General features: G+C 73.6%; 20 protein-coding genes. 14 read left to right on the forward strand and 6 right to left on the reverse strand.

Going from position 1 to position 21024, the window contains the following annotated elements; all coding sequences use genetic code 11:
* Positions 1–140 precede the first annotated feature (140 nt).
* A complete protein-coding gene (locus BAW75_RS20675; RefSeq protein WP_104114589.1) occupies positions 141–887 on the forward strand; it encodes a Fic family protein in 747 nt (248 codons plus the stop codon).
* A gap of 11 nt (positions 888–898) precedes the next feature.
* Here the strand turns inward: BAW75_RS20675 and BAW75_RS20680 are convergent, their stop codons facing one another.
* The 3 genes from BAW75_RS20680 to BAW75_RS20690 form a co-directional block, all read right to left on the reverse strand.
* Positions 899–1705: an HAD family hydrolase gene (locus tag BAW75_RS20680; protein WP_064448445.1), complete on the reverse strand. Its 807-nt coding sequence runs from the start codon at positions 1703–1705 to the stop codon at positions 899–901.
* 400 nt (positions 1706–2105) lie between these two features.
* On the reverse strand, positions 2106–3110 hold the full coding sequence (locus BAW75_RS20685) for a phosphotransferase enzyme family protein (RefSeq protein ID WP_104114590.1): 1005 nt from the start codon (positions 3108–3110) through the stop codon (positions 2106–2108).
* 51 nt (positions 3111–3161) lie between these two features.
* On the reverse strand, positions 3162–3878 hold the full coding sequence (locus tag BAW75_RS20690; protein ID WP_104114591.1) for a VHL beta domain-containing protein: 717 nt from the start codon (positions 3876–3878) through the stop codon (positions 3162–3164).
* A 257-nt stretch (positions 3879–4135) separates the two neighbouring features.
* Between BAW75_RS20690 and ssd the strand changes: the two genes are divergently transcribed.
* From ssd to BAW75_RS20725, 7 genes are all read left to right on the forward strand, one after another.
* Positions 4136–5239, forward strand: coding sequence for a septum site-determining protein Ssd (gene ssd / locus BAW75_RS20695; RefSeq protein ID WP_104114592.1), 1104 nt, complete (start codon positions 4136–4138; stop codon positions 5237–5239).
* A complete protein-coding gene (locus tag BAW75_RS20700) occupies positions 5236–6438 on the forward strand; it encodes a TadA family conjugal transfer-associated ATPase (protein WP_104114593.1) in 1203 nt (400 codons plus the stop codon). Before ssd ends, BAW75_RS20700 begins: the two co-directional genes overlap by 4 nt.
* Positions 6435–7448 (forward strand): hypothetical protein, encoded by a 1014-nt coding sequence (locus BAW75_RS33010; protein ID WP_167435595.1) that lies wholly within the window; start codon positions 6435–6437, stop codon positions 7446–7448. The genes BAW75_RS20700 and BAW75_RS33010 overlap by 4 nt, the downstream gene beginning before the upstream one ends.
* Positions 7448–8176 carry a type II secretion system F family protein gene (locus BAW75_RS20710; RefSeq protein WP_104114595.1) on the forward strand — a complete coding sequence of 243 codons (729 nt, stop codon included), beginning with the start codon at positions 7448–7450 and terminating at the stop codon, positions 8174–8176. Before BAW75_RS33010 ends, BAW75_RS20710 begins: the two co-directional genes overlap by 1 nt.
* A gap of 23 nt (positions 8177–8199) precedes the next feature.
* On the forward strand, positions 8200–8367 hold the full coding sequence (locus tag BAW75_RS20715) for a DUF4244 domain-containing protein (protein WP_013283643.1): 168 nt from the start codon (positions 8200–8202) through the stop codon (positions 8365–8367).
* Positions 8368–8459: 92 nt separating this feature from the next.
* Positions 8460–8870: a TadE family type IV pilus minor pilin gene (locus tag BAW75_RS20720; protein ID WP_369830107.1), complete on the forward strand. Its 411-nt coding sequence runs from the start codon at positions 8460–8462 to the stop codon at positions 8868–8870.
* The gene (locus tag BAW75_RS20725) at positions 8867–9250 is read left to right on the forward strand and encodes an Rv3654c family TadE-like protein (protein WP_104114596.1); all 384 of its coding nucleotides are present in this window, start codon (positions 8867–8869) and stop codon (positions 9248–9250) included. The genes BAW75_RS20720 and BAW75_RS20725 overlap by 4 nt, the downstream gene beginning before the upstream one ends.
* Before the next feature lie 71 nt (positions 9251–9321).
* Here the strand turns inward: BAW75_RS20725 and BAW75_RS20730 are convergent, their stop codons facing one another.
* From BAW75_RS20730 to BAW75_RS20740, 3 genes are all read right to left on the reverse strand, one after another.
* On the reverse strand, positions 9322–9900 hold the full coding sequence (locus BAW75_RS20730) for an LURP-one-related family protein (protein WP_030503750.1): 579 nt from the start codon (positions 9898–9900) through the stop codon (positions 9322–9324).
* 141 nt (positions 9901–10041) lie between these two features.
* Complete coding sequence (locus BAW75_RS20735) at positions 10042–10248, reverse strand: hypothetical protein (protein ID WP_043327245.1); 207 nt, start codon at positions 10246–10248, stop codon at positions 10042–10044.
* 409 nt (positions 10249–10657) lie between these two features.
* Entirely contained in the window at positions 10658–13084 is a 2427-nt protein-coding gene (locus BAW75_RS20740) for a DEAD/DEAH box helicase (protein WP_104114603.1), read from the reverse strand.
* Positions 13085–13217: 133 nt separating this feature from the next.
* Here BAW75_RS20740 and BAW75_RS20745 point away from each other — a divergent pair, with 133 nt between their 5' ends.
* From BAW75_RS20745 to topA, 6 genes are all read left to right on the forward strand, one after another.
* Complete coding sequence (locus tag BAW75_RS20745) at positions 13218–13568, forward strand: STAS domain-containing protein (RefSeq protein ID WP_013283649.1); 351 nt, start codon at positions 13218–13220, stop codon at positions 13566–13568.
* Positions 13568–14005, forward strand: coding sequence for an ATP-binding protein (locus tag BAW75_RS20750; RefSeq protein ID WP_043327241.1), 438 nt, complete (start codon positions 13568–13570; stop codon positions 14003–14005). The genes BAW75_RS20745 and BAW75_RS20750 overlap by 1 nt, the downstream gene beginning before the upstream one ends.
* A gap of 306 nt (positions 14006–14311) precedes the next feature.
* Positions 14312–16660, forward strand: coding sequence for a sodium-translocating pyrophosphatase (locus BAW75_RS20755; RefSeq protein WP_043327240.1), 2349 nt, complete (start codon positions 14312–14314; stop codon positions 16658–16660).
* A gap of 102 nt (positions 16661–16762) precedes the next feature.
* A complete protein-coding gene (locus tag BAW75_RS20760) occupies positions 16763–17305 on the forward strand; it encodes a hypothetical protein (RefSeq protein ID WP_043327238.1) in 543 nt (180 codons plus the stop codon).
* Positions 17296–17904: a hypothetical protein gene (locus BAW75_RS20765; protein WP_104114597.1), complete on the forward strand. Its 609-nt coding sequence runs from the start codon at positions 17296–17298 to the stop codon at positions 17902–17904. Before BAW75_RS20760 ends, BAW75_RS20765 begins: the two co-directional genes overlap by 10 nt.
* 269 nt (positions 17905–18173) lie before the next feature.
* Complete coding sequence (topA, locus tag BAW75_RS20770; protein WP_104114598.1) at positions 18174–20999, forward strand: type I DNA topoisomerase; 2826 nt, start codon at positions 18174–18176, stop codon at positions 20997–20999.
* The last annotated feature ends 25 nt before the right edge of the window (positions 21000–21024 follow it).

A 21024-nucleotide genomic window follows, 5' to 3' on the forward strand; every position in this document is an offset into this window, starting at 1 on the left:
CCCCGCACCGCGCGCCCAGCGGCCCTCCCCTCGCGCCGAGGTGTAAGGAAGGGCCCCTTGTTAACGCCTCCGGTAGAGGAAGGGACCCTTATTAACAACCCCGGGCATGGGGGGAGCCCGGCGGTCGCTAGCGTGACGGGGTGACCACCGATCCGCTCGCCCCGCTGCTCGCGCTCGCCGACGTCGCCCCCGCCGTCGAGCAGGCCCGCGAGCGGGTCGACCTGGCCCACCGGCACCGCGCGCTGCGCCGCCAGGGCGGCCAGGTCGCCGCCGAGGTCAGCCTCCGCTCCGCCGTGGCCAGCGCCGCGCTGGAGGGCCGCGTCCACGACCGCGAGGAGGTACGCGCCGGCACCGTCACCGACCCGGTGATGCAGGGCGCGCTACGGGTGGCCGGAGCGCTGCCCGGGCTCAGCGACCTCTGGCCCAAGGCGCCCCGGCAGGTGCTGGCCCGGCTGCACGTGCTCGCCGCCCGCGACGTGGTGACCGAGGAGGAGTTGGGCCGGCCGGTCGCCGACCCGGTGGTCGCGGCCCGCCTCGACGGCCTGGCCGCCCTGGTCGCCGGCGGCACCAAGGTGCCACCGCTGGTGGTGGCCGCCGTCGTACACGGCGAGCTGCTGAACCTGCGCCCCTTCCCGGGCCCGTCCGGGGTGGTGGCCCGCGCCGCCGCCCGGCTGGTGCTGATCTCCACCGGGTTCGACCCCCGCGGGCTGGTCGCTGTCGACGTCGGTCACCGCGAGCGCGAACCGGAGTACGTGGGCGCGGCCGGCGCGTTCGCCACCGGCACGCCCGACGGCCTGCGCTCCTGGCTGCGGCACTACATGTCGGCTGTCGAGGTCGGCGCCGACCAGATCACGGTGATCGGCGACGAGATCCTCGCCGCGTCCTGAGGTCGCGGGTGTCAGGCGGTCGGCGCGGCGGTGCGGGTGCGGCGGTGCCGGCCGTACCAGGCGATGCCGATGGCCACGCCGACTCCGACACCGAGCGCCGCGGCCGCGACCGGCACGGCCGGCCGCTCACGCAGGCGGCGGCCCAGCGGAATCGGGTGCCGGAACTCCAGCACCGGCCACGAGTTCTCCACCGCCAGCTTGCGCAGCGCCCGGTCCGGGTTGACCACCGTCGGGTGCCCCACGCACTCCAGCAGCGGCCGATCCGAGTACGAGTCTGAGTACGCGTACGAGTCGCTGAGGTCGTAGTCGCGTTCCAGGGCCAGCTCGCTGACCGCCTCGACCTTGCTCGGACCGGCGGCGTAGAACTCGACCTCACCGCTGTAGCGGCCGTCCACCACACCCATCCGGGTGGCGATCACGTCGGTGATCCCGAGCAGCTCACCGATCGGCCGGACCATCTCGTCACCCGACGCGGAAACCAGCACCACGTCCCGGCCGGCGGCCTGGTGCTCCTCGATGAGGGCGGCCGCCTCGGCGTACACATAGGGGTTGATCAGTTCGTGCAGCGTCTCCGCGACGATCTGGCGGACCTGTTCCACCGGCCAGCCCTTGCAGAGGGTGGCCAGGTAGTCCCGCGTGCGGGCCATGGTCTGCTCGTCGGTGCCGCCCAGCCGGAACATCAACTGCGCGTACGCCGACTTGACCACGTCACGCCGAGTGATCAGCCCGTCCCGGTAGAACGGCCGACCGAATGCCAGTGCGCTTGACTTGGCGATGACGGTCTTGTCGAGATCGAAGAAAGCGGCGCTGCGGCCCACGGCGCGAAAGTCTAGCCCGACAGCGGCGCGGAGGCGTCCGCCCAGGGTCATGGAAGTGGATGAGCACCCGCAGGAGTGACGGCGGTCACATCTGATGTGCAAGAAATTAGCTTTGCGTGGACTGAACACCACTCGACGTATAAGGGTCGGCTGCGGCATGCTTGTCCTCGCGACGGGAGTTCACATTCCCGACGCCGCAGGCCTCGGCGGTTGCACCCCCCGTAACCGCTGAGTCGGTTCGGCTCGACCCCCCCGGAGCCGAACCACAAGACGACCCCCGTCTCCCCCCGACGGGGGTCGTCCCTTTGCGCTGCGAGCGCTCCGCCGCAGGTCACAGCCCCTCCTGGCGTCATCGAGCGCGCTTTCTCCCGGGTATGCCGTAGCCGAAGTCAGCAGATCGTCAGCAGGCACCACGAAGGCAGCCAGGACGCGGGCTGCGTAGTCGTCCTGAGGCGGGTTCGGCGACGGCCTCGGCGATGCGGGTGAGCCAATGCAGGTCGTTGGCCCGGGACTCCGGACTGGCCCCGGGCCTCAGGATGCTGCGAAGGAACTCGGCGGCATCGTCGAGGTGCCGCTCGCCGCGGTAGTAACTCAGCAACCTTTGATCCGGCTCGACCGGGCCGTAGCCCCGCCGGAAGAGCTCGGCCCGGCGCGCGTCGGCCGGGTGGTCGCCGAAGTCCCGGCTGTAGACGAACATCAGGTCCCGCTCGCGCGGCGCGAACATCGGCGCGTCCCAGTCCACGACGTGTAGCGGACCGTCGCCGTCGGCGATCAGGTTGCCCGGGTGGATGTCGGCGTGGGCGATGACGTGCCGAGCGCGCGTGACACCGGACGCAAGCTCATCCACCGTGTCCGCCAATCGGTGCAGCGCGGTGCCGTACCGTTTCCAGAACGCGCCGAGGGCGTCGCTCGCCGCGGCCTGATCGCCGAGCGTTCGCAGCCGCTCGCCCGCGGTCGACCGGTAGGTCTCCACCGGCAGGACGGCGGCGAGTTCGGCGCTCGGCGTGACCTGGTGCAGCCGGCCCAGGAACTCGCCGTACCCGATCCACTGGCGGTCGGTGAGACCGCGAGCCCACAGACTGCCGCCCTCATGGAACGGGTAGAGCAGCAGCCGGTAGCCCTCGAAGCCGTGTACGGCGCCGCCGTCCGGCAGGTCGATCGGCGCGACGACCTGCCGGAGGCCCTGCGCGCGAAGGAAACCGGGAAGCGCGACAGCAGCCCGGGTGAACTCGCCGCGGCGCAACTTCAGGAAGTACCGCGCACCGCCGGTCGTGTCCACCCGGTACGCCCAGGCGTTCCCGTCGAGCCCCACCGGCAGGAACACGAGGTCGGCGACGCTCAGGGCCCAGGCGGCGGCCACCTCGGCGGCCAGCAGCGGCTCGTCGACGCCAGGTCTGTCGATCACGGCCGGAGCGTCGCAGCCGGGGTCCCGGCCGGCAAGCGAGTTGTGGTCGGGTCAGCGAATCACCGCGCGCGAGGTGTGCCTGGCCGGCTCGAAACACACCAGCGCTCCGCCGCGCTCGTCGGTGACCACCCAGGGATGACCGACGTACGTCTGCTGCCGGTAGGACTGCCCAGGCTCGAGCAGCGCGTACCGCTGGCGCCGGCCCTCGTAGTTGAGCCAGTAGACGGCGACGCGCTCCCGCCGGGTGTTGACGAAGTCGATGAACGTCTCCGGCCCGCCGCCGTGTGAACGCAGCCTCCGTTCGTGTGTCGGCGACAGCGGTCTGAGCTCGTCGGGCCCGGCGACAGGCGGTTTCGAAGACCTGGAACGGGAGGGCTTCGGCGACGCCGGCTGACTGGTCGGAGCGGCGGCCCGGCTCGGAGCGGCCGCCCGGCTCGGCTCGGCCGTCCGGGTGGGCAGGACGGAGCGGCTGGAGAGCGACACCGGCGGCGGCGACCAGGACGCCTCCGGTGGTTCCGCGGCCCCCTTGGACAGCGCCGGGGATGCCAGGATCGCCTGCCCCTCGATCGGCGGTGGAAGGTCGGGGCGGCGGGGCGTCGCGAAGGCGCTGACGATGCTGGCGAGCACCACTACCACGAGTCCGACCGCGATCGCGGCGAGCGCTGCCGGTGACGGATCGCGCAGCCAGGCCTCGCCGCCGGTCGGTCCGTCGGGCAGCGCGTGGCGCGGAGGTGGGGGAATCGCGAGGGGGTGCGATGAATCGGTCATGGCCTCGAATCCGCAAAGCCGGTGCCGTCCATGGAGCGGCGAGGGGTCCCCGATTATCCGTTACTGATCATCCCCGTAGTCAATGGCTGACCGTGCGTTCGCTGCTCAACCCTCGCGCCACATAGCAGATCCACTCCTCCGCCGAGGTCTGTCCACATCGCGTTCCGCCGTCCACAGGGGAGTCCACATCTCCCATATTCGGCTCATCGGCCGGGCAGGCTGCCGGGCACGTCCGAGTCCGACCGAGGGAGACAGCCATGCCGCCCCGCACTCCGCTCCCGCCGTACCGTCGCCTGCCTCTGCTCGTCACCTCCGACGGCGACCTTCTCGACGAGCTGTTGCGACTCGCGGCCGCCGGTGGCACCGAGGTCGAACTGGCCGCCGACCCGGCGGCCGCCCGGGCCCGCTGGGCGCCGGCGCCGCTGGTCCTCATCGGCGCCGACCAGGCGGCGGCCTGCCTGCGGGCACGCCTTCCCCGCCGCGCCCGCACGGTCCTGGTCGGTCGCTCCGGAGAACTCGATCCGGGTACGGAGTTGGCCGAGCTGATCGGCGCGGAGCACGTCGCGACACTGCCGGCGGCCGAGCCCTGGCTGATCGACCGGTTCGCCGAATGCGGGGCCGGCCCGGCGGGTCCGCCGTCGGGGCGGGTGGTGGCGGTGCTCGGCGGGCGGGGCGGCGCCGGGGCCAGCGTGCTCGCCGGCGGGCTCGCCGTCACCGCGGCCCGGTCACGCCTGCGCACGCTGCTTGTGGACGCCGACCCGCTCGGCGGAGGCCTCGATCTCGTACTCGGGTGGGAGCAGCTCGACGGGTTGCGCTGGCCCGAGTTGGCCGGTACGGACGGGCGCGTCGACCCGCCGTCGCTGGTCCGCGCGCTGCCCAGCCGAGGCGACCTGGTGGTGCTCTCCTGGGATCGCGGGGACCTGCGGCACCTGCCGGCCGAGGCGATGGCCGCCACTGTCGACGCCGGCCGTCGCGGGCGGGACCTGGGGGTGCTCGACCTGCCCCGGCACCTCGACGACGCGGCGGTGATCGCGCTCCAGGCCGCCGACCGCGCGCTGCTCGTCGTACCGGCCGAGCTGCGGGCGGCAGCCGCGGCGGCCCGGGTCGCCGCCCTCGCCGCGCCACACTGCGTCGACCTGTCGGTGATCGTGCGCGGCCCAGCGCCCGGCCGGCTCCGCGCGGCCGAGGTGTCCCGGGCGCTGGGCCTGCCGCTCGCCGGCACGCTGCGGCCCGAGCCGGGGCTGTGCCGAGGACTGGAGCGGGGCGAGGCGCCGGGCGCGAGCGGCAAGGGCCCACTCGCCGTACTGTGCCAGCGGCTCGTGGACGAGCTGGTCGGGTCGTCGGCGGCGGGTGCGGCATGACCGGGCCGGCCGACCCCGGGGAACTGGCCGTCCGGGTCCGGCACCGGTTCGCCGCCGAGGCGACGCCGGTCACCCCGGCGGCGATCGTCTCGGCCGTACGCGCCGAACCGGCGACCGCGGTGCTCGGCGACACCACGTTGCTGCGGATCGCCGACCGGGTCCACGACGACCTGATCGGCGCCGGTCCGCTCGCGCCGCTGCTCGCCGACCCGCAGGTCACCGACGTGCTGGTGAACGGGGTACGGGTCTGGGTCGACAGGGGGCAGGGGCTGCGTCAGGTGGCGGTGCCGCTGGGCACGCTCGACGACGTACGCCGGTTGGCGCAGCGCCTCACCGCCGCTGCCGGACGCAGGCTGGACGACGCCGCGCCGTACGCCGACGCGCGGCTGCCCGACGGCACCCGGTTGCACGCCGTGCTGCCGCCGGTGGCGACCGACGGGCCGTACCTGTCGCTGCGTACCTTCCGGCAGCGGCCGTTCACCCTCGACGAGCTGGTGGATCGGGGCACGGTTGCCCGGCCGGTCGCGCCGCTGCTCGCCGCAGTGGTGGCCGGCCGCCTCGCGTACCTGGTCAGCGGCGGCACCGGCTCCGGCAAGACGACGCTGCTCAACACGCTGCTCGGGCTGGTGCCCGGCACCGAGCGGATCGTGCTGGTGGAGGACGCCGCCGAGCTGCGGCCGGTGCACCCGCACGTGATCGGGTTGCAGGCGCGTACCGCGAACGTCGAGGGCGCCGGTGCCGTCGGGCTCGGTGACCTGGTCCGGCAGGCACTGCGGATGCGGCCGGACCGGCTGGTCGTGGGCGAGTGCCGGGGCGCCGAGGTGGTGGACCTGCTCGCCGCGTTGAACACCGGCCACGACGGCGGGGCGGGGACGCTGCACGCGAACGCTCCGGCCGACGTCCCGGCCCGGCTGGAAGCGCTCGGGATGCTCGGCGGTCTGCCGCGCCTCGCACTGCACGCGCAGGTCGCCGCCGCGCTGCAGGTCGTCCTCCAGCTCCGCCGGACCGGCGAGGGGCGGGTGCTGGACTCCATCGGCCTGCTGCTGCCCGACGGCCCCGACCGCGTGGTGACAGTGGTTCCGGCCTGGGTACGAGGACGGGGTCCCGGTCCGGCGGCCCGTGCGCTCGGCGCCCTGCTGCGGCAGCGGGGTGTGCCGGTGCCGCCGATCCTCCAGGTGCCCGGGGCGGAACCGTCGTGACCGCGCAGCTCGGGCTGGTGGCGCTGCTTCTCGCGGTCGCGGCAGCGGCCGTCGCCTGGCCGGTACGCGCGGGTCGCGCCCGGCGACTGGCGGTCCTGGGCGGCGGTCCGGCCCAGCGGGCAGGCGGTTCGCGCCGTCCGCTCGACGCCGGGCCGCAGTCGTCCGGCCAGCCACCGGGCCGCGCTCGGGAACCACGTCGGCCCGGAGCCGGGCACCCGGCACATCAGTGGATCAGCCCCGGCCCTGCCGCCGACCGGGCAGGGCAGTGGACCGGCGTCGGGCCTGCTCCCGAGCCGGCGCAACGGGCAGGGAAGCGGGCCGGCCTCGGGCCTGCGTCCGCGCTGGCGCATCGGGCACGGCGGTGGGTCGGCCTCGGCCCGGGGACGCTCGCGGCGGACGGCGACCGGGCCGCCGGTCCGCCGGTCCTGTTCACGCCTCGACGCGCGCTACCCGTGGCGGCGCTGCTCGGCGCCGTGTCCGGGGCGCTGCTCGGCGGTCCGGTGGCGGCCCTGGCGCTGGCCACCTACGGCGTCCTCGCGGCCCGGGCGGTGCTGCGTCGGCGTACCCGAAGGGCGGCCGCGCTCGCGCACCGCCGCGACCTCGACCGGCTGGCCGCCGTCGCCGCCGACCTGCGGGCCGGGCTGCCGGCCGACCTGGACGACGGGCCGGGCCGGGTCGCGCGCCTGGCCCGGGCCGCCGGGAAGCTGGCCGACCGCACCGGAGCGCCCCTGGCCGACCTGCTGGAACGGATCGAGGCCGACGCCCGTGCCGCCGACCGGGGGCTCGCCGCTGCCGCCGCCCAGGCCGCCGGGGCCCGGGCGACCGCCTGGCTGCTCGCCGCGCTGCCCCTGGGCGGGATCGGCCTGGGCTACGGCATCGGGGTGGACCCGGTGGCGGTGCTTCTGCACACGCCGGTAGGTGGCGGCAGCGCGCTGGCGGCCGTCGCGTTGCAGGTCGGCGGGCTGCTCTGGGCGGAGCGGCTCGGCGTCACACCCGGGCGGGCCGTCTGATGTCCCGCCAGGTGCTGGCCGCCGTGTGCCTCGGTGGCGCCGCGTCGCTCCTGCTCGTCGCCGTTCCGGCGGCCCGCCCGGCCCGGCGGTTGCGCCGGCTCGCCCCGGCGCCCCGGCGGCCCCGCCCGGCGTGGTGGCCGGATCGGGTACGGCTGGGCGCGGCGCTGGCCGGGCTGGCCGTGCCGGTGGTGGTCGGCGGCTGGACCGGTCTGTTCCTCGGGCTGCTGGCCGGTGTCGCCGCCGATCGCCTGCTCCGGCGGATCGAGCCGCGCGCCGTCCGGGACCGACGGCTGCGGGAGACGGCCGATCTGCCGCTGGCCGCGGACCTGCTGGCCGCCGCGCTGCGGGCGGGCGCCCCGGTCGACCGTTCGGCGCTGGCGGTCGCCGAGGCGCTCGGCGGCCCGCTCGCTGACCGGCTCGGCCGGGTGGGCCGCACGCTGGGCCTGGGCGGTACGGCAACCGAGGCATGGGCGCACCTGAGCTGCGTGGCCGGGGCCGAACCCGTGGTCACGGCGGCGGTCCGGTCGTCGAACAGTGGTGCCGCGTTGGCTCGCGCGTTGACCCGGCTCGCCGACGATCTCCGTGCCGAGCGGTCAATCGCCGCCGAGGCGGCCGCCCGGCGCGCGGGCGTGCTCATCGTGCTGCCGCTCGGGCTCTGTTTCCTGCCCGCCTTCATTCTCGCCGGTCTGGTGCCGGTGATCGTCGCTGTTCTCGGCGACGTGCTGTGAACCATCGAGAAGGGACGAACGACATGCGCAAACTCCTCACCCGCCTGCGGGGTGACGCCGGCATGAACACCGCCGAGTACGCCGTGGGCACGCTCGCCGCGGTCGCCTTCGCCGGGATCCTGTTGAAGGTGCTGACCTCCGGCAACGTGCAGTCCGCGCTGACCGCCGTCATCGACCGGGCCCTGAAGTGATCCGGCGCCGGTGGGCCGACCGCTGGTTTCCCGCTCCGGCGCACCCGCTGGGCGTCCCGGCCGAGGCGGGCCCGATCCGCGGCGCTGCCGGCATCCGGGCCGGGGCGGTCGGGCGTGCCCTCGTCCGCCTGCTCCGCCGGGGACGTTCGTGGGCAGCGTGCGAGCGGGGCTCCTTCACCGCCGAACTGGCGGCCGGCCTGCCGGCGCTCATGCTGCTGCTCGTCGCGGGGCTGACGGCGGTGAACGCGGTCGGTACCCGGGTCGGCTGCGTCGACGCAGCCCGGGAGGCGGCGCTCGCTGCGGCCCGGGGCGAGTCCGGCGAGGTCGCCGGCCAGCGGTACGCCCCCGACGGTGCCGAGGTGTCGGTGACTGTGGCAGGCGACCGGGTCACGGCGACGGTTCGGGCGCCGGTCCGGACGTTCGGCGCGCTGCTGCCGCGACTGAGCGTGTCGGGGCAGGCGGCAGCGGCTGTGGAACCCGGCGCGCCGGGGCCGGTGCCGTGACGGCCGTCCGGGCGTCGTGCCGAACCGCCGCCGAGCGGGGCGGAGCCACTGTGTGCCTGCTCGCGATCGGGCTGGTGTTCGTGCTGGTCGGGATGTTCGGCGCGGCGCTCGGGGCCGCCCGCTGTGCTCGGCACCAGGCCCGCAACGCGGCGGACTTCGGGGCGCTCGCCGGTGCCGGGCGGGTGCTCGACGGCGTCGAGGGCGCGTGCGCTCGCGCGGCCGAGCTGGTGGCGGCCAACGGCGGCCGGATGACCGGCTGCCGGATCGACGGGCTCGATCTGATCGTCACGGCGCGGGTACGTGTCGAGCCGCTGCCCGGGCTGACCCGGGACGCCACCGCGACGTCCCGGGCCGGGCGGGCCCGGGACACCGACGGTTGAGGCGGCCGAGCCGGGGGCGTCGATCGCTGGCGCTCCGGGCTCGGCCGGCGGGTGGAAAAGGTGGCGCGGGGTCAGCGGGACTGGAGCGCGTCCAACCCGACGGCCATCGCGATGACCAGGCGACGGTCGATCTGCGGGTGGTGGATGTCGACGACGTACCGGTCGCGCAGGCCCCACTTCTTGTCGACCGAGAACACCGGCTGGCCACCGGCCACGAAGTCGAAGTGGTACGGCAGCCAGGAGAGCGAGTCGACGAACCGGCGCAGCAGCGCGACCGGCAGGCTGCGCTCCTGCCCGGTGGCCGGCGGCAGCCCGGGCTGCTCGACGTGCCACGTCGAGCGCAGCAGCGACTGCGCGAAGTCCTTGCGGAACAGCCCGATCGGGTTGCCGGCGTGGTCGGTCACGTCGTATGTGGCGCCGAGGTCGAGCCGCTGCCGGGCCTTGAACCCGAGAAGGGGGTACTGCTTGGAGTCGTCGGTGTAGATGGTCACCTGCTCCTTGAAGGCGAGCCGCTTCTGCTGCGCGAACGCGAGCAGCCCGGCCTCGGAGCCGTCGGGTGCCGCGGCGTGCACCTCGTACTGGTTGACCATCATCCGGATCCGCTGTCGGACGATGAACCGGTTATGGGCCTGCAGGTTGTCGAGCGACATCAGATCTCCTTCGAGGGGTCGCCGGAGTCTCGCACAGCAGGCCCGCCGCCGCTTGCCCCCGCTCGCGCCAGGATCACCGCTCGCGAGGGCCTCCGGCTTCCGGGCACCCACCCACCCCACAAGGCGAACGACGACGAAAGGTCAACGACCGCCGTCGACCGTGGCCTTCATCGCCCAACTGTTCAGCACCTGGTGAATGCCGCGCAGGCGCTCGTTGATCTGCTCCAGCCGCTCCGCCTGGGCGAGCGTGGCCAGCGCGGTGCCCAGCGCGATCTGCTGGTCGGGGGTTAGGTTTTCCTGGTCGATGGTGTAGAGCAATTCGACGGTCTCGGCGATCGTGTCGGCCACGGCGGCACCTCCGGCGGGACGGGTCTGGGGTCACCTGCGCTACCGGAAATGATGCATGGAAGCGCTCCCATACATCAATGCCCCGAGGGCCCTACCCTCATGCACCCGTCCCACCAACCAGACCCCCGGGGCACGGCTCACCTTGATCGACACCAGTTCGGCGAAGTGGCGGGGTCTGCCACCTGTGGATGCCGCAACCTCCCCGAGCTGGCGGCCGGGCACGAGCCTGAGCGCCCGCCCGATGCGGTCCGGCCGGTCTGACACTCGGGCCCGTGAAGTGGCCGGAACCTGCTTGATCGACACCAGTTCGGGGAGGTGGTGGGGTCCGGCACCTGTCGATGCCGCAACCTCCCCGGAGTGGCGCGCGGGCAGCAGTCCGAGCGCCGCCCGCCCGGCCCGGACTGGCCGGTCAGGCGGGTGGGCCGCCGGCCGTCTGAGCTGGGCGGGCCACCCGGTCGCCCTGCCGGGGCAACGCCTCGCCGCGCCCCGGGCCGGCCACCGCGTCCGGGCCGCCGACCGTGGCGAGATTCGCCAGCACCACGTCGAGGACCTTCACCGCCTCTGCCTTCGCCAGCGGGTTGTTGCCGTTTCCGCACTTCGGGGACTGGACGCAGGACGGGCACCCGGTCTCGCACCCGCACTCGGCGATCGCGTCCCGGGTGGCGCGCAGCCAGGCGGCGGCGGTGCCGTACGCCCGCTCGGCGAAACCCGCCCCGCCGGGATGCCCGTCGTAGACGAAGACCGTGGGCGCCTCGGTGTCCGGGTGCAGGGCGGTGGACAGCCCACCGATGTCCCAGCGATCGCAGGTCGCCATCAGCGGCAGCAGGCCGATGGCGGCGTGCTCGGCGGCGTGCAGCGCGCCCGGCACGTCGGCCGCCTCGACACCGGCGGCGGTCAGCGACTCGGGGGAGAGCGTGAACCACACCGCGACGGTGCGCAGCTCCCGGGCCGGCAGGTCGAGCGGGCGGGTGTCGATCACCTCGCCGGTGGCGATGCGCCGCCGCTGGTACGACACCACCTGGCTGGTCACGTCCACCTCGCCGAGGAAGAGACCGACCGGGCCGGCGTCCACGTACGAGCGGACCGACACCACCGACAGTGAGGTGACGTCGCGGGCGTGGGTGGACCAGTCCGGCTCCTCGGCGTGCACGAGCGCGCACCCGTCGGCCAGGTCGAGTGAGTCGACCACGTACGAGACGCCCTGGTGCAGGTAGACCGCGCCGGTGTGCAGCAGGAAGTGCGACGATCCGCCGTCGACGGTGCCGAGCAGCCGGCCGGTGGACTCCTCCACCACGCAGACCGGGGCGCCGCCCTCGCCGCGCAGGTCGACCTCGGGGCGTTCCCGGTGCCGCCAGTACCAGCCGGTGGGCCGCTGCCGCAGCGCCCCCGCCTCGACCAGAGAGTCCACCGCCTCCTTCGCGCCCTCACCGAACAGGTCAAGGTCGGCGGGGGTGAGCGGGGACTCGTGGGCGGCGCAGGCGAGCTGCGGCGCGAGGACGTACGGGTTGGCGGGGTCGAGCACCGTCGCCTCGACCGGCCGCCCGAACAGCGCCTCCGGGTGGTGCACCAGGTAGGTGTCGAGCGGGTCGTCCCGGGCCACCAGCACGGCGAGCGCCTCGTCGCCGGAGCGCCCGGCCCGCCCGGCCTGCTGCCACAGCGACGCGCGGGTGCCGGGCCAGCCGCAGATCAGCACCGCGTCCAGCCCGACCAGGTCGACGCCGAGTTCGAGCGCGTTCGTGGAGGCGAGCCCGAGCAGGTCGCCGTGCAGCAGCGCCCGTTCCAGCTCGCGGCGTTCCTCGCGCAGGTAGCCGGCCCGGTAGGCGGCCACCCGCTCGCCGAGGCCGGGCACCGCCTCGTCCAGCGACCGCCGGGCGTTCGCGGCGACCACCTCGGCGCCCCGGCGGGACCGCACGAACGCGAGCGTGCGTGCCCCCTCGACCACGCTGTCGGCGAGCAGGTCGGCGGTCTCCCGCAGCGCCGAGCGCCGGACCTGGACGAGGTCGGCGTCGACGGACGAGTCGGTGGGCGGCAGCAGCGGCGGCTCCCAGAGCGCGAACGTCACGCCGCCGCGCGGCGACGTGTCCTCGGTGACGGCGGTGACTGTTAGGCCGGTGAGCCGCCCGGCCGCCGTCGCCGGGTCACCCGACGTGGCCGAGGCCAGCAGAAACACGGGGGTACGCCCGAAGCGGGCGCACTGCCGCCGCAACCGCCGCAGGACGTGCGCGACGTGTGAGCCGAAGACGCCCCGGTAGGTGTGGCACTCGTCGACCACCACGTACGCGAGGCGGCGCAGGAACCCGGACCAGTGGGCGTGGCCGGGCAGGATGCCGTGGTGCAGCATGTCCGGGTTGGTCAGCACGAACCGGGAGTGCCGGCGGATCCACTCCCGTTCGGCGCGTGGCGTGTCCCCGTCGTAGGTGGCGGGGCGTACCCCGTCGAGGTCGAGACCGGCGACGGCGCGGAGCTGGTCGGCGGCGAGCGCCTTGGTCGGTGCCAGGTAGAGCACAGTGGCGCGCGGGTCGACGAGCAGCGTGCTCAGCGCGGGCAGCTGGTACGCCAGGGACTTGCCGGACGCCGTGCCGGTGGCCACCACGACGTGATTGCCGGCGTACGCCAGCTCGGCGGCCTCGGCCTGGTGCCGCCACGGGGCGGTGACGCCGCGCCGCGCGAACGCCGCCCGCAGTTCCTCCGGCGCCCAGCCGGGCCACCCGACCGGCTCGCCGGTTCGGGCCGGGACGCGCTCGACGTGGGTGACCGGGTCGGTGGGGTGCCGCAGCCGCAGCCGGCGCAGCAGCTCACCCGGAGCACGCCGCGGGCCTGGGCTGTGGTCGGTCACGTCCTGCACTCTCGCACTGGTGTTCGGAATTGGGAACCGCAGGGTGGGGGTAAGGGAGGGGCGTGGCCGGTGATCCGAGAGGGCCGCACGGGGGATGGTTAGATGCCCTGGAGAGTTTACCGAGGAGGGGCCGATGGAGCTGTCGCTGGCGACCCGCGCCGTGGGGGAGCACACGGTGCTCGAGGTCGGTGGTGAGGTGGACGTCTACACCGCCCCCCGCCTGCGGGAACGGCTTCTTGAGCTGATCGACGGCGGGGCCCGCCACGTGGTGGTCGACCTGGGCCGGGTGGACTTCCTCGACTCGACCGGACTGGGCGTGCTGGTCGGCGCGCTCAAGCGGCTGCGCTCGGCCGGCGGCTCGTTCGCCCTGGTCTGCGACAAGGAGCCGCTGCTCAAGATTTTCCGGATCACCGCCCTGGACCAGGTCTTCCCGCTGCATCCGACGGTCGACGCGGCCATCGCCGCCGACTCCACCGGCGCGTGATGGCCACCGTCAAGCTTTCCTTCTCTCCGGCCCCGGTGCACGTGCGCACCGCACGCCTGGTCGGCGTCGCGGTGGCCCGGCGGGCCGGCGTACGCGAGGACCTGCTGGACGAGGTGCGCCTGGCCATCGGTGAGGCGTGCACGCGGGCGGTCGCGCTGCACCGGCAGTACGGCCTGGCGGATCCGGTGTACGTGGAGATGTCCGACACCGGTGGCTACACGGTCCGGGTGGTGGACCGGGCGCCGATCGAGGCGGGCCTCGGCCTGGCCGCGCTCGGGCCGGACGAGCTGGCCAAGGAGTCGCTGAGCGAGGACGCGCTCACCACCGGGGTGGGCTTCGCGCTGCTCGCCGGTTTCGTGGAGGACCTCCAGGTCCGCCCGGTCGACGAGGGCGTCGGCACCGAGGTCCGGATGACCTGGCCGGCCGGACGCGCCTGACCTTCCCGTTCACGTAGGCCGCGTTCCCCGCACGGGGAGCGCGGCCTCGTCGTGTTGACCGGGCCATATATCAGATTTCTTCGTATAACACAGTTACGAAGATCATCGAGACACGGTGCCCCCTGCCTGTGACCCTCGCCACGCCGGAGGGCTACAGTACCCGGGTTGTCAGCAAGTGATCCCGTCCCGTAGCCAGCGGGAACGGTCCGCCGGAGTGGGTTGGCGCGCGCTTGCGAGTCCGCATCCAGGCGTCGGCCCGTGCGTCTCCACCGGCCGGCGCGAGTTGTTCGGTACAGGAGGACATAGATGTCCGGGACCTTGGCCGCTGACGGCGGCGCACTGTCCCTTACCGGAGCCAACGTGACGTACGTCGTCATCGCCGCGGTCATCGCGCTGGTGGCGCTCGTCTTCGCGGCCGCCCTCACCAGGGCGGTCCTGGCGGCCGGTAAGGGAACCACAAACATGCAGGAGATCTCCGGCGCGGTGCAGGAGGGCGCGTCGGCGTACCTGCTGCGGCAGTTCCGCACGCTGGCGATCTTCGTCGTGATCGCCGTCGTGCTGCTGTTCCTGCTGCCGGTGCACGACACCGACGGCAACGAAACGCTGGTGAAGCTCGGCCGCTCGGCGTTCTTCGTGGTGGGTGCGCTGTTCAGCGCGTTCATCGGCGGCGCCGGCATGTGGCTGGCCACCCGCGCCAACCTGCGGGTGGCAGCGGCCGCGCGGGAGCGCGAAGGCGGACGCGAAGGCGCCATGAAGATCGCCTTCCGCACCGGCGGCGTGGTCGGCTTCCTCACCGTCGGCCTCGGTCTGTTCGGCGCGGCGCTCGTCGTGCTGATCTACCGGGGTGACGCCCCGACCGTGCTGGAGGGCTTCGGTTTCGGCGCCGCGCTGCTCGCCATGTTCATGCGGGTCGGCGGCGGCATCTTCACCAAGGCCGCCGACGTCGGCGCCGACCTGGTCGGCAAGGTCGAGCAGGGCATCCCGGAGGACGACCCGCGCAACGCCGCCACCATCGCCGACAACGTGGGCGACAACGTCGGCGACTGCGCCGGCATGGCCGCCGACCTGTTCGAGTCGTACGCGGTCACGCTCGTCGCGGCGCTGATCCTGGGCCGGGCCGCGTTCGGTGAGACCGGCCTGGTCTTCCCGCTGATCATCTCCACCATCGGCGTGCTCGTCGCGATCGTCGGTGTCTTCATCACCCGGCTGCGCGCCAGCGACCGCAACGGCCTGACCGCCATCAACCGGGCCTTCTACCTCTCCGCGCTCATCGCCGCGGTGCTCGTCGCGATCGCCGCGTTCGCGTACCTGCCGGCCACGTTCGCCGAGCTGGAGGGCGGGCTGACCGACGTCGACCGCAACCCGCGGCTGGTGGCCATCGGCGCGGTCGTGATCGGTATCGTGCTGGCCGCCGCGATCCAGGCGCTGACCGGCTACTTCACCGAGACCAACAGGCGCCCGGTGCAGGACATCGGCAAGAGCTCGCAGACCGGCCCGGCCACCGTCATCCTCGCCGGCATCAGCGTCGGCCTGGAGTCGGCCGTCTACTCGGCGCTGCTGATCGGCGCCGGCGTGTTCGGCGCGTTCCTGCTCGGCGGCAGCTCGATCACGCTGTCCCTGTTCGCCGTCGCGCTGGCCGGCACCGGCCTGCTCACCACCGTCGGCGTCATCGTCGCCATGGACACGTTCGGCCCGATCTCCGACAACGCGCAGGGCGTGGCCGAGATGTCCGGCGACATCGACGAGCACGGCGCGCGGACGCTCACCGAGCTGGACGCCGTCGGCAACACCACCAAGGCGATCACCAAGGGCATCGCGATCGCCACCGCCGTGCTGGCCGCGACCGCGCTGTTCGGCTCGTACACCGACACGCTGCGCTCCTCGTACGAGGACGCGGGCGTGAACGACGTCGGCAACGAGATCCTCAACTCGCTCAACGTCGCCAACCCCCGCAACCTGGTCGGCCTCATCATCGGCGCCGCGGTGGTCTTCCTCTTCTCCGGCCTGGCCATCAACGCGGTGTCCCGCTCGGCCGGCGCCGTGGTGATGGAGGTACGCCGCCAGTTCCGTGAGCTGCCCGGCATCATGGACCGCACCCAGCGGCCCGAGTACGGCAAGGTCGTGGACATCTGCACCCGGGACGCCCAGCGCGAGCTGCTGACCCCCGGCCTGCTGGCCATCCTGGCCCCGATCGCTGTCGGCTTCGGCCTCGGCCCGGGCGCGCTGGCCGCGTACCTGGCCGGCGCGATCGGCGCGGGCACGCTGATGGCGGTGTTCCTGGCCAACTCCGGTGGCGCCTGGGACAACGCCAAGAAGCTGGTGGAGGACGGCGCGTACGGCGGCAAGGGCTCCGACGCGCACGCCGCCACCGTCATCGGCGACACCGTCGGCGACCCGTTCAAGGACACCGCCGGCCCGGCGATCAACCCGCTGATCAAGGTGATGAACCTGGTCTCGCTGCTGATCGCGCCGGCCGTGGTGGCCTGGAGCGTGGGCAACGACCAGAACAACCCGCTGCGCATCACGATCGCCGTGGTCGCCGCGCTGATCATCGCGGGGGCCGTGGTGTTCAGCAAGCGCAAGGGCGTGGCGATGACCGACTCGGACAGCGACGCCGGCAAGCCGGACCAGCGCCCGGAGACGGTCAACGCCTGAGGTCCACGCGACGGCTCCCGGCCGGTCCCGGCCGGCCGGGAGCCTCGTACCCGGCAAACCTGAGCGGTGGCGGTTCCGCCCGGAGGTCGTACGCTGCAACGCATGCGTACGCGCCGGGCGGCAACCGCCGGAAAGCTCACGGTGGTCCTGGCCACGCTGGTCCTCGTCGTCGCCGGGTGCGGCGGCGGCCCGAGCCCCCGGGTCTGGGCCGCGTCGGTGTGCCAGGCGCTCACCCCGTGGCGCGCGGAGATCTCCAAGCTGACCAGCAGCACCCAGCAGCAGATGACCGCGCAGACCACTCCGGCGCAGGCCAAGGAGAACCTGGTCCGGCTCTTCGCCGGCGCCGAGCAGGCCAGCGAGACGGCCCGGCGCAAGGTCGAGGAGGCGGGCGTGCCCGAGGCCGAGCGCGGCGCCGAGGTGTCCGCCGGGTTCCTGGGGTCGCTGAGCAAGATGCGCGACGCGTACGGCCGGGCCCGGTCCGCCATCGACGGGCTCGACACCGCCCAGGCCGGTCCGTTCTACGACGGCGTGCGCGCCGCCGTGGACACGCTCAACAAGGAGTACGACGCGAGCGCGCTGGACACCAGCAAGCTCAACTCGACCGAGCTGAAAGAGGCCTTCGACGAGGTCCCGGAGTGTCGCTGACCCCTCCCACCCCGAACCCGGCCCGCCAGCCCTCGCTGTTCTCCACCGAGGCGGCCGATCCCGTGCTGGCGGATCTCGCCGGCCTGCTCGCCGGGCCGGGTGAGGTGGGGCGGATGGGCGGCACGGCCCGGATCTCCGTGGTGGTGGACGCCGCCTGGCGGGTGCACGTGCTGGTGGCGGAGCTGGGTGCCCGGGGCGTGCCGGCGAGCTGGGAGCCGACCGAGGACGGGCGGCACCGGGTGCGTACCGCGTACACGAGCATGCTGGCGCCGCTCGCGCGGGCCTGGCTGCGCGGGGCGGTGAAACGGCCACCGGCTCGCTTCCACCTGGACGGGCGGCGGCTGCGGCTCTGGGCGGCCGCGGCCGGGACGGCCGAGCCGGCCGGGTTCCGGCTGCGGCTCGGACCGGCCGACGAGCCGTGCTGGCCGGTGGTGCGCGCCGCGCTGGCGGCGGTCGGCCTGCCGGCCGCGTTCGTGGAGCCGGACGAGGGCGGGCCCGCGTTCCGGATCGGCGGGCGGCGCATGTCGCGGCTGGCCGAGTTGGTGGGGGAACGGCCGGTCACGGCGCCGGCGGCGGGGTCGCCGGGCGCGCCCGGCTGACCGTCCGGTGTCCGAACCCGGACACCCGGCGACGGCTCCGCCGGGTGTACGCGATCGTCACAGTGACACGCCTGCCGCCCTACCCACGGTGTACCGTGACGCCGTCCGGCAGGGTGCGGCCGGCGGTCGCCGGGAGAGCGGCCCGTTTGCCGCCCACGAAACCCGGAACGCGGACGGCGCGTTACGTTGGACATCCGGACCGCCCGTGGTCCGGGTGGCGCAACACGGCCCGAAGCGGGCATGGCGTAGGAGTGAGGTCGGGGAGAGACGTGCCGAGCAACGCTGGAACCACCCGTCTGGTCATCGTCGAGTCTCCGGCGAAGGCCAAGACGATCTCGGGCTACCTCGGCCCGGGGTACGTCGTGGAGGCCAGCTTCGGCCACGTCCGGGACCTGCCCCGCAACGCCGCCGACGTCCCGGCGAAGTACAAGGGTGAGCCCTGGGCGCGCCTCGGCGTCGACGTCGACAACGGCTTCCACGCGCTCTACGTGGTCTCGCCCGACCGTAAGCAGCAGATCAGCAAGCTGGTGAAGCTGGCCAAGGAGGTCGACGAGATCTTCCTGGCGACGGATGAGGACCGCGAGGGCGAGGCCATCGCCTGGCACCTGGTGGAGACGCTCAAGCCCAAGGTGCCGGTCAAGCGGATGGTCTTCCACGAGATCACCAAGCCGGCCATCCAGGCCGCGGTGGCCAACCCCCGGGAGATCGACCGCGACCTGGTCGACGCCCAGGAGGCGCGGCGCATCCTCGACCGGCTCTACGGGTACGAGGTCTCGCCGGTGCTGTGGAAGAAGGTCATGCCGAAGCTGTCGGCGGGCCGGGTGCAGTCAGTGGCGACCCGGATCGTGGTCGAGCGGGAGCGCCAGCGGATGGCGTTCCGCACCGCCGAGTACTGGGACATCCTGGCCACGCTCGCGGTGGCGAAGCCGGGCGAGGGCCCGCGTACGTTCAACGCCACGCTGGTCGCGCTGAACGGTGACCGGATCGCCACCGGCAAGGACTTCGAGCCGACCACGGGTCGTGTTCGCGCCGGAGCGGGTGTCGTCCACCTCGACGAGGGCGGGGCCCGGGGACTGGCCGCCCGCCTGGCCGACCGGCCGTTCACCGTCACCCGGGTCGAGGAGAAGCCCTACCGCCGCCGCCCGTACGCGCCGTTCATCACCTCCACGCTCCAGCAGGAGGCGGCCCGCAAGCTGCGGTTCTCGTCGCAGCAGACGATGCGCACCGCGCAGCGCCTGTACGAGAACGGCTACATCACCTACATGCGTACCGACTCGGTGAACCTGTCCGAGACGGCCATCGCGGCGGCCCGCCGGCAGATCGTCGAGCTGTACGGCGAGCGCAGCGTGCCGCCGGAGCCGCGCCGCTACACCGGCAAGGTGAAGAACGCGCAGGAGGCGCACGAGGCGATCCGCCCCGCGGGCGACAACTTCCGCACCCCCGGCGAGGTGGTCAAGGAGCTGTCCGCCGAGGAGTACAAGCTCTACGAGCTGATCTGGCGGCGCACCATCGCCTCGCAGATGACCGACGCGGTCGGCTCCAGCGTGTCGGTGCGCATCCGTGCCGTCTCCTCCGCGCAGGAGGAGGCCGACTTCGGCGCGACCGGCAAGACCATCACCGACCCGGGCTTCCTGCGCGCGTACGTCGAGTCCAGCGACGACGAGAACGCCGAGGCCGAGGACGCCGAGCGGCGGCTGCCCACGCTCGTCAAGGACCAGCCGCTGACCGCCGACGAGCTGGCCGCGCAGGGCCACCACACCCAGCCGCCGTCGCGCTACACCGAGGCGTCGCTGGTGAAGGCCCTGGAGGAGCTGGGCATCGGCCGCCCCTCCACGTACGCGTCGATCATGCAGACGATCCAGGACCGCGGGTACGTGACCAAGCGCGGCCAGGCCATGATCCCCACATTCCTGGCGTTCGCGGTGATCGGGCTGATGGAGCGGCACTACCCGCGCCTGATCGACTACGACTTCACGGCCAGCATGGAGAACGAGCTGGACGAGATCGCCGGTGGCGACCACGCCGCCGTCGACTTCCTCACCTCCTTCTACTTCGGCAGCACCAACGGCACCGGCGACCAGGCCATCGCGCACGCCGGTGGCCTGAAGAAGCTGGTCACCGAGAACCTCAGCGAGATCGACGCGCGCAGCGTCAACTCCATCCCGCTGTTCACCGACGACGAGGGCCGCGAGGTCGTCGTCCGGGTCGGCCGGTACGGGCCGTACCTGCAGCGGGCGCTCCCCGGCTCGGTTTCGGGCACGGCCTCGGTTTCGGGCACGGCCTCGGGTGAAGGCGAGGGCGAGGAGGGCGGCTCGCAGGGCGACCGGGCGCCGATCCCGGAGGGCCTCGCGCCGGACGAGCTGACCCCGGAGAAGGTGCACGAGCTGTTCCTCGGCGGCGGCGGTGAGCGCAAGCTCGGCGACGACCCGTCGACCGGCGAGCCGATCCTGCTCAAGTCCGGCCGGTTCGGCCCGTACGTGGCCAGCGGTGAGCGCAAGTCGTCGCTGCTGCGCTCGCAGTCGCCGGACAGCCTCACCCTGGAGCAGGCGTTGCAGCTGCTGCGCCTGCCCCGGCTCATCGGCGTGGCCCCGGACGGCACCGAGGTGTTCGCCAACAACGGCCGCTACGGCCCGTACGTCAAGCGCGGTGACGAGTTCCGCTCGCTGGACTCGGAAGACAAGATGTTCACCGTCACGCTGGACGAGGCGCTGGCGTTGCTGGCCGCCCCGAAGACGCGCCAGCGCCGGGCCGCCGCGCCACCGCTGCGGGAGATGGGCAACGACCCGCTCACCGAGAAGCCGCTGGTGATCAAGGACGGGCGCTTCGGGCCGTACGTCACGGACGGCGAGTTCAACGCGTCGCTGCGGCGCGGGCAGACGCCGGAGGAGCTGACGCTGGAGCAGGCGTCGGAGATGCTCGCCGAGAAACGCGCGAAGGGCCCGGCGCCGAAGAAGAAGGCCGCGAAGAAGGCCGCCCCGGCCAAGAAGGCGACGGCGGCCAAGAAGACAACGGCCGCCAAGAAGACGACCGCGGCGAAGAAGGCTCCCGCGAAGAAGGCGGCCCCCAAGAAGGCGACCTCAACCCCGAACGAGTGATCTTGGTACGGAGTCGCCCCTGGAA

The organism is Micromonospora chalcea (assembly GCF_002926165.1).
Taxonomy (GTDB): Bacteria; Actinomycetota; Actinomycetes; order Mycobacteriales; family Micromonosporaceae; genus Micromonospora; species Micromonospora chalcea.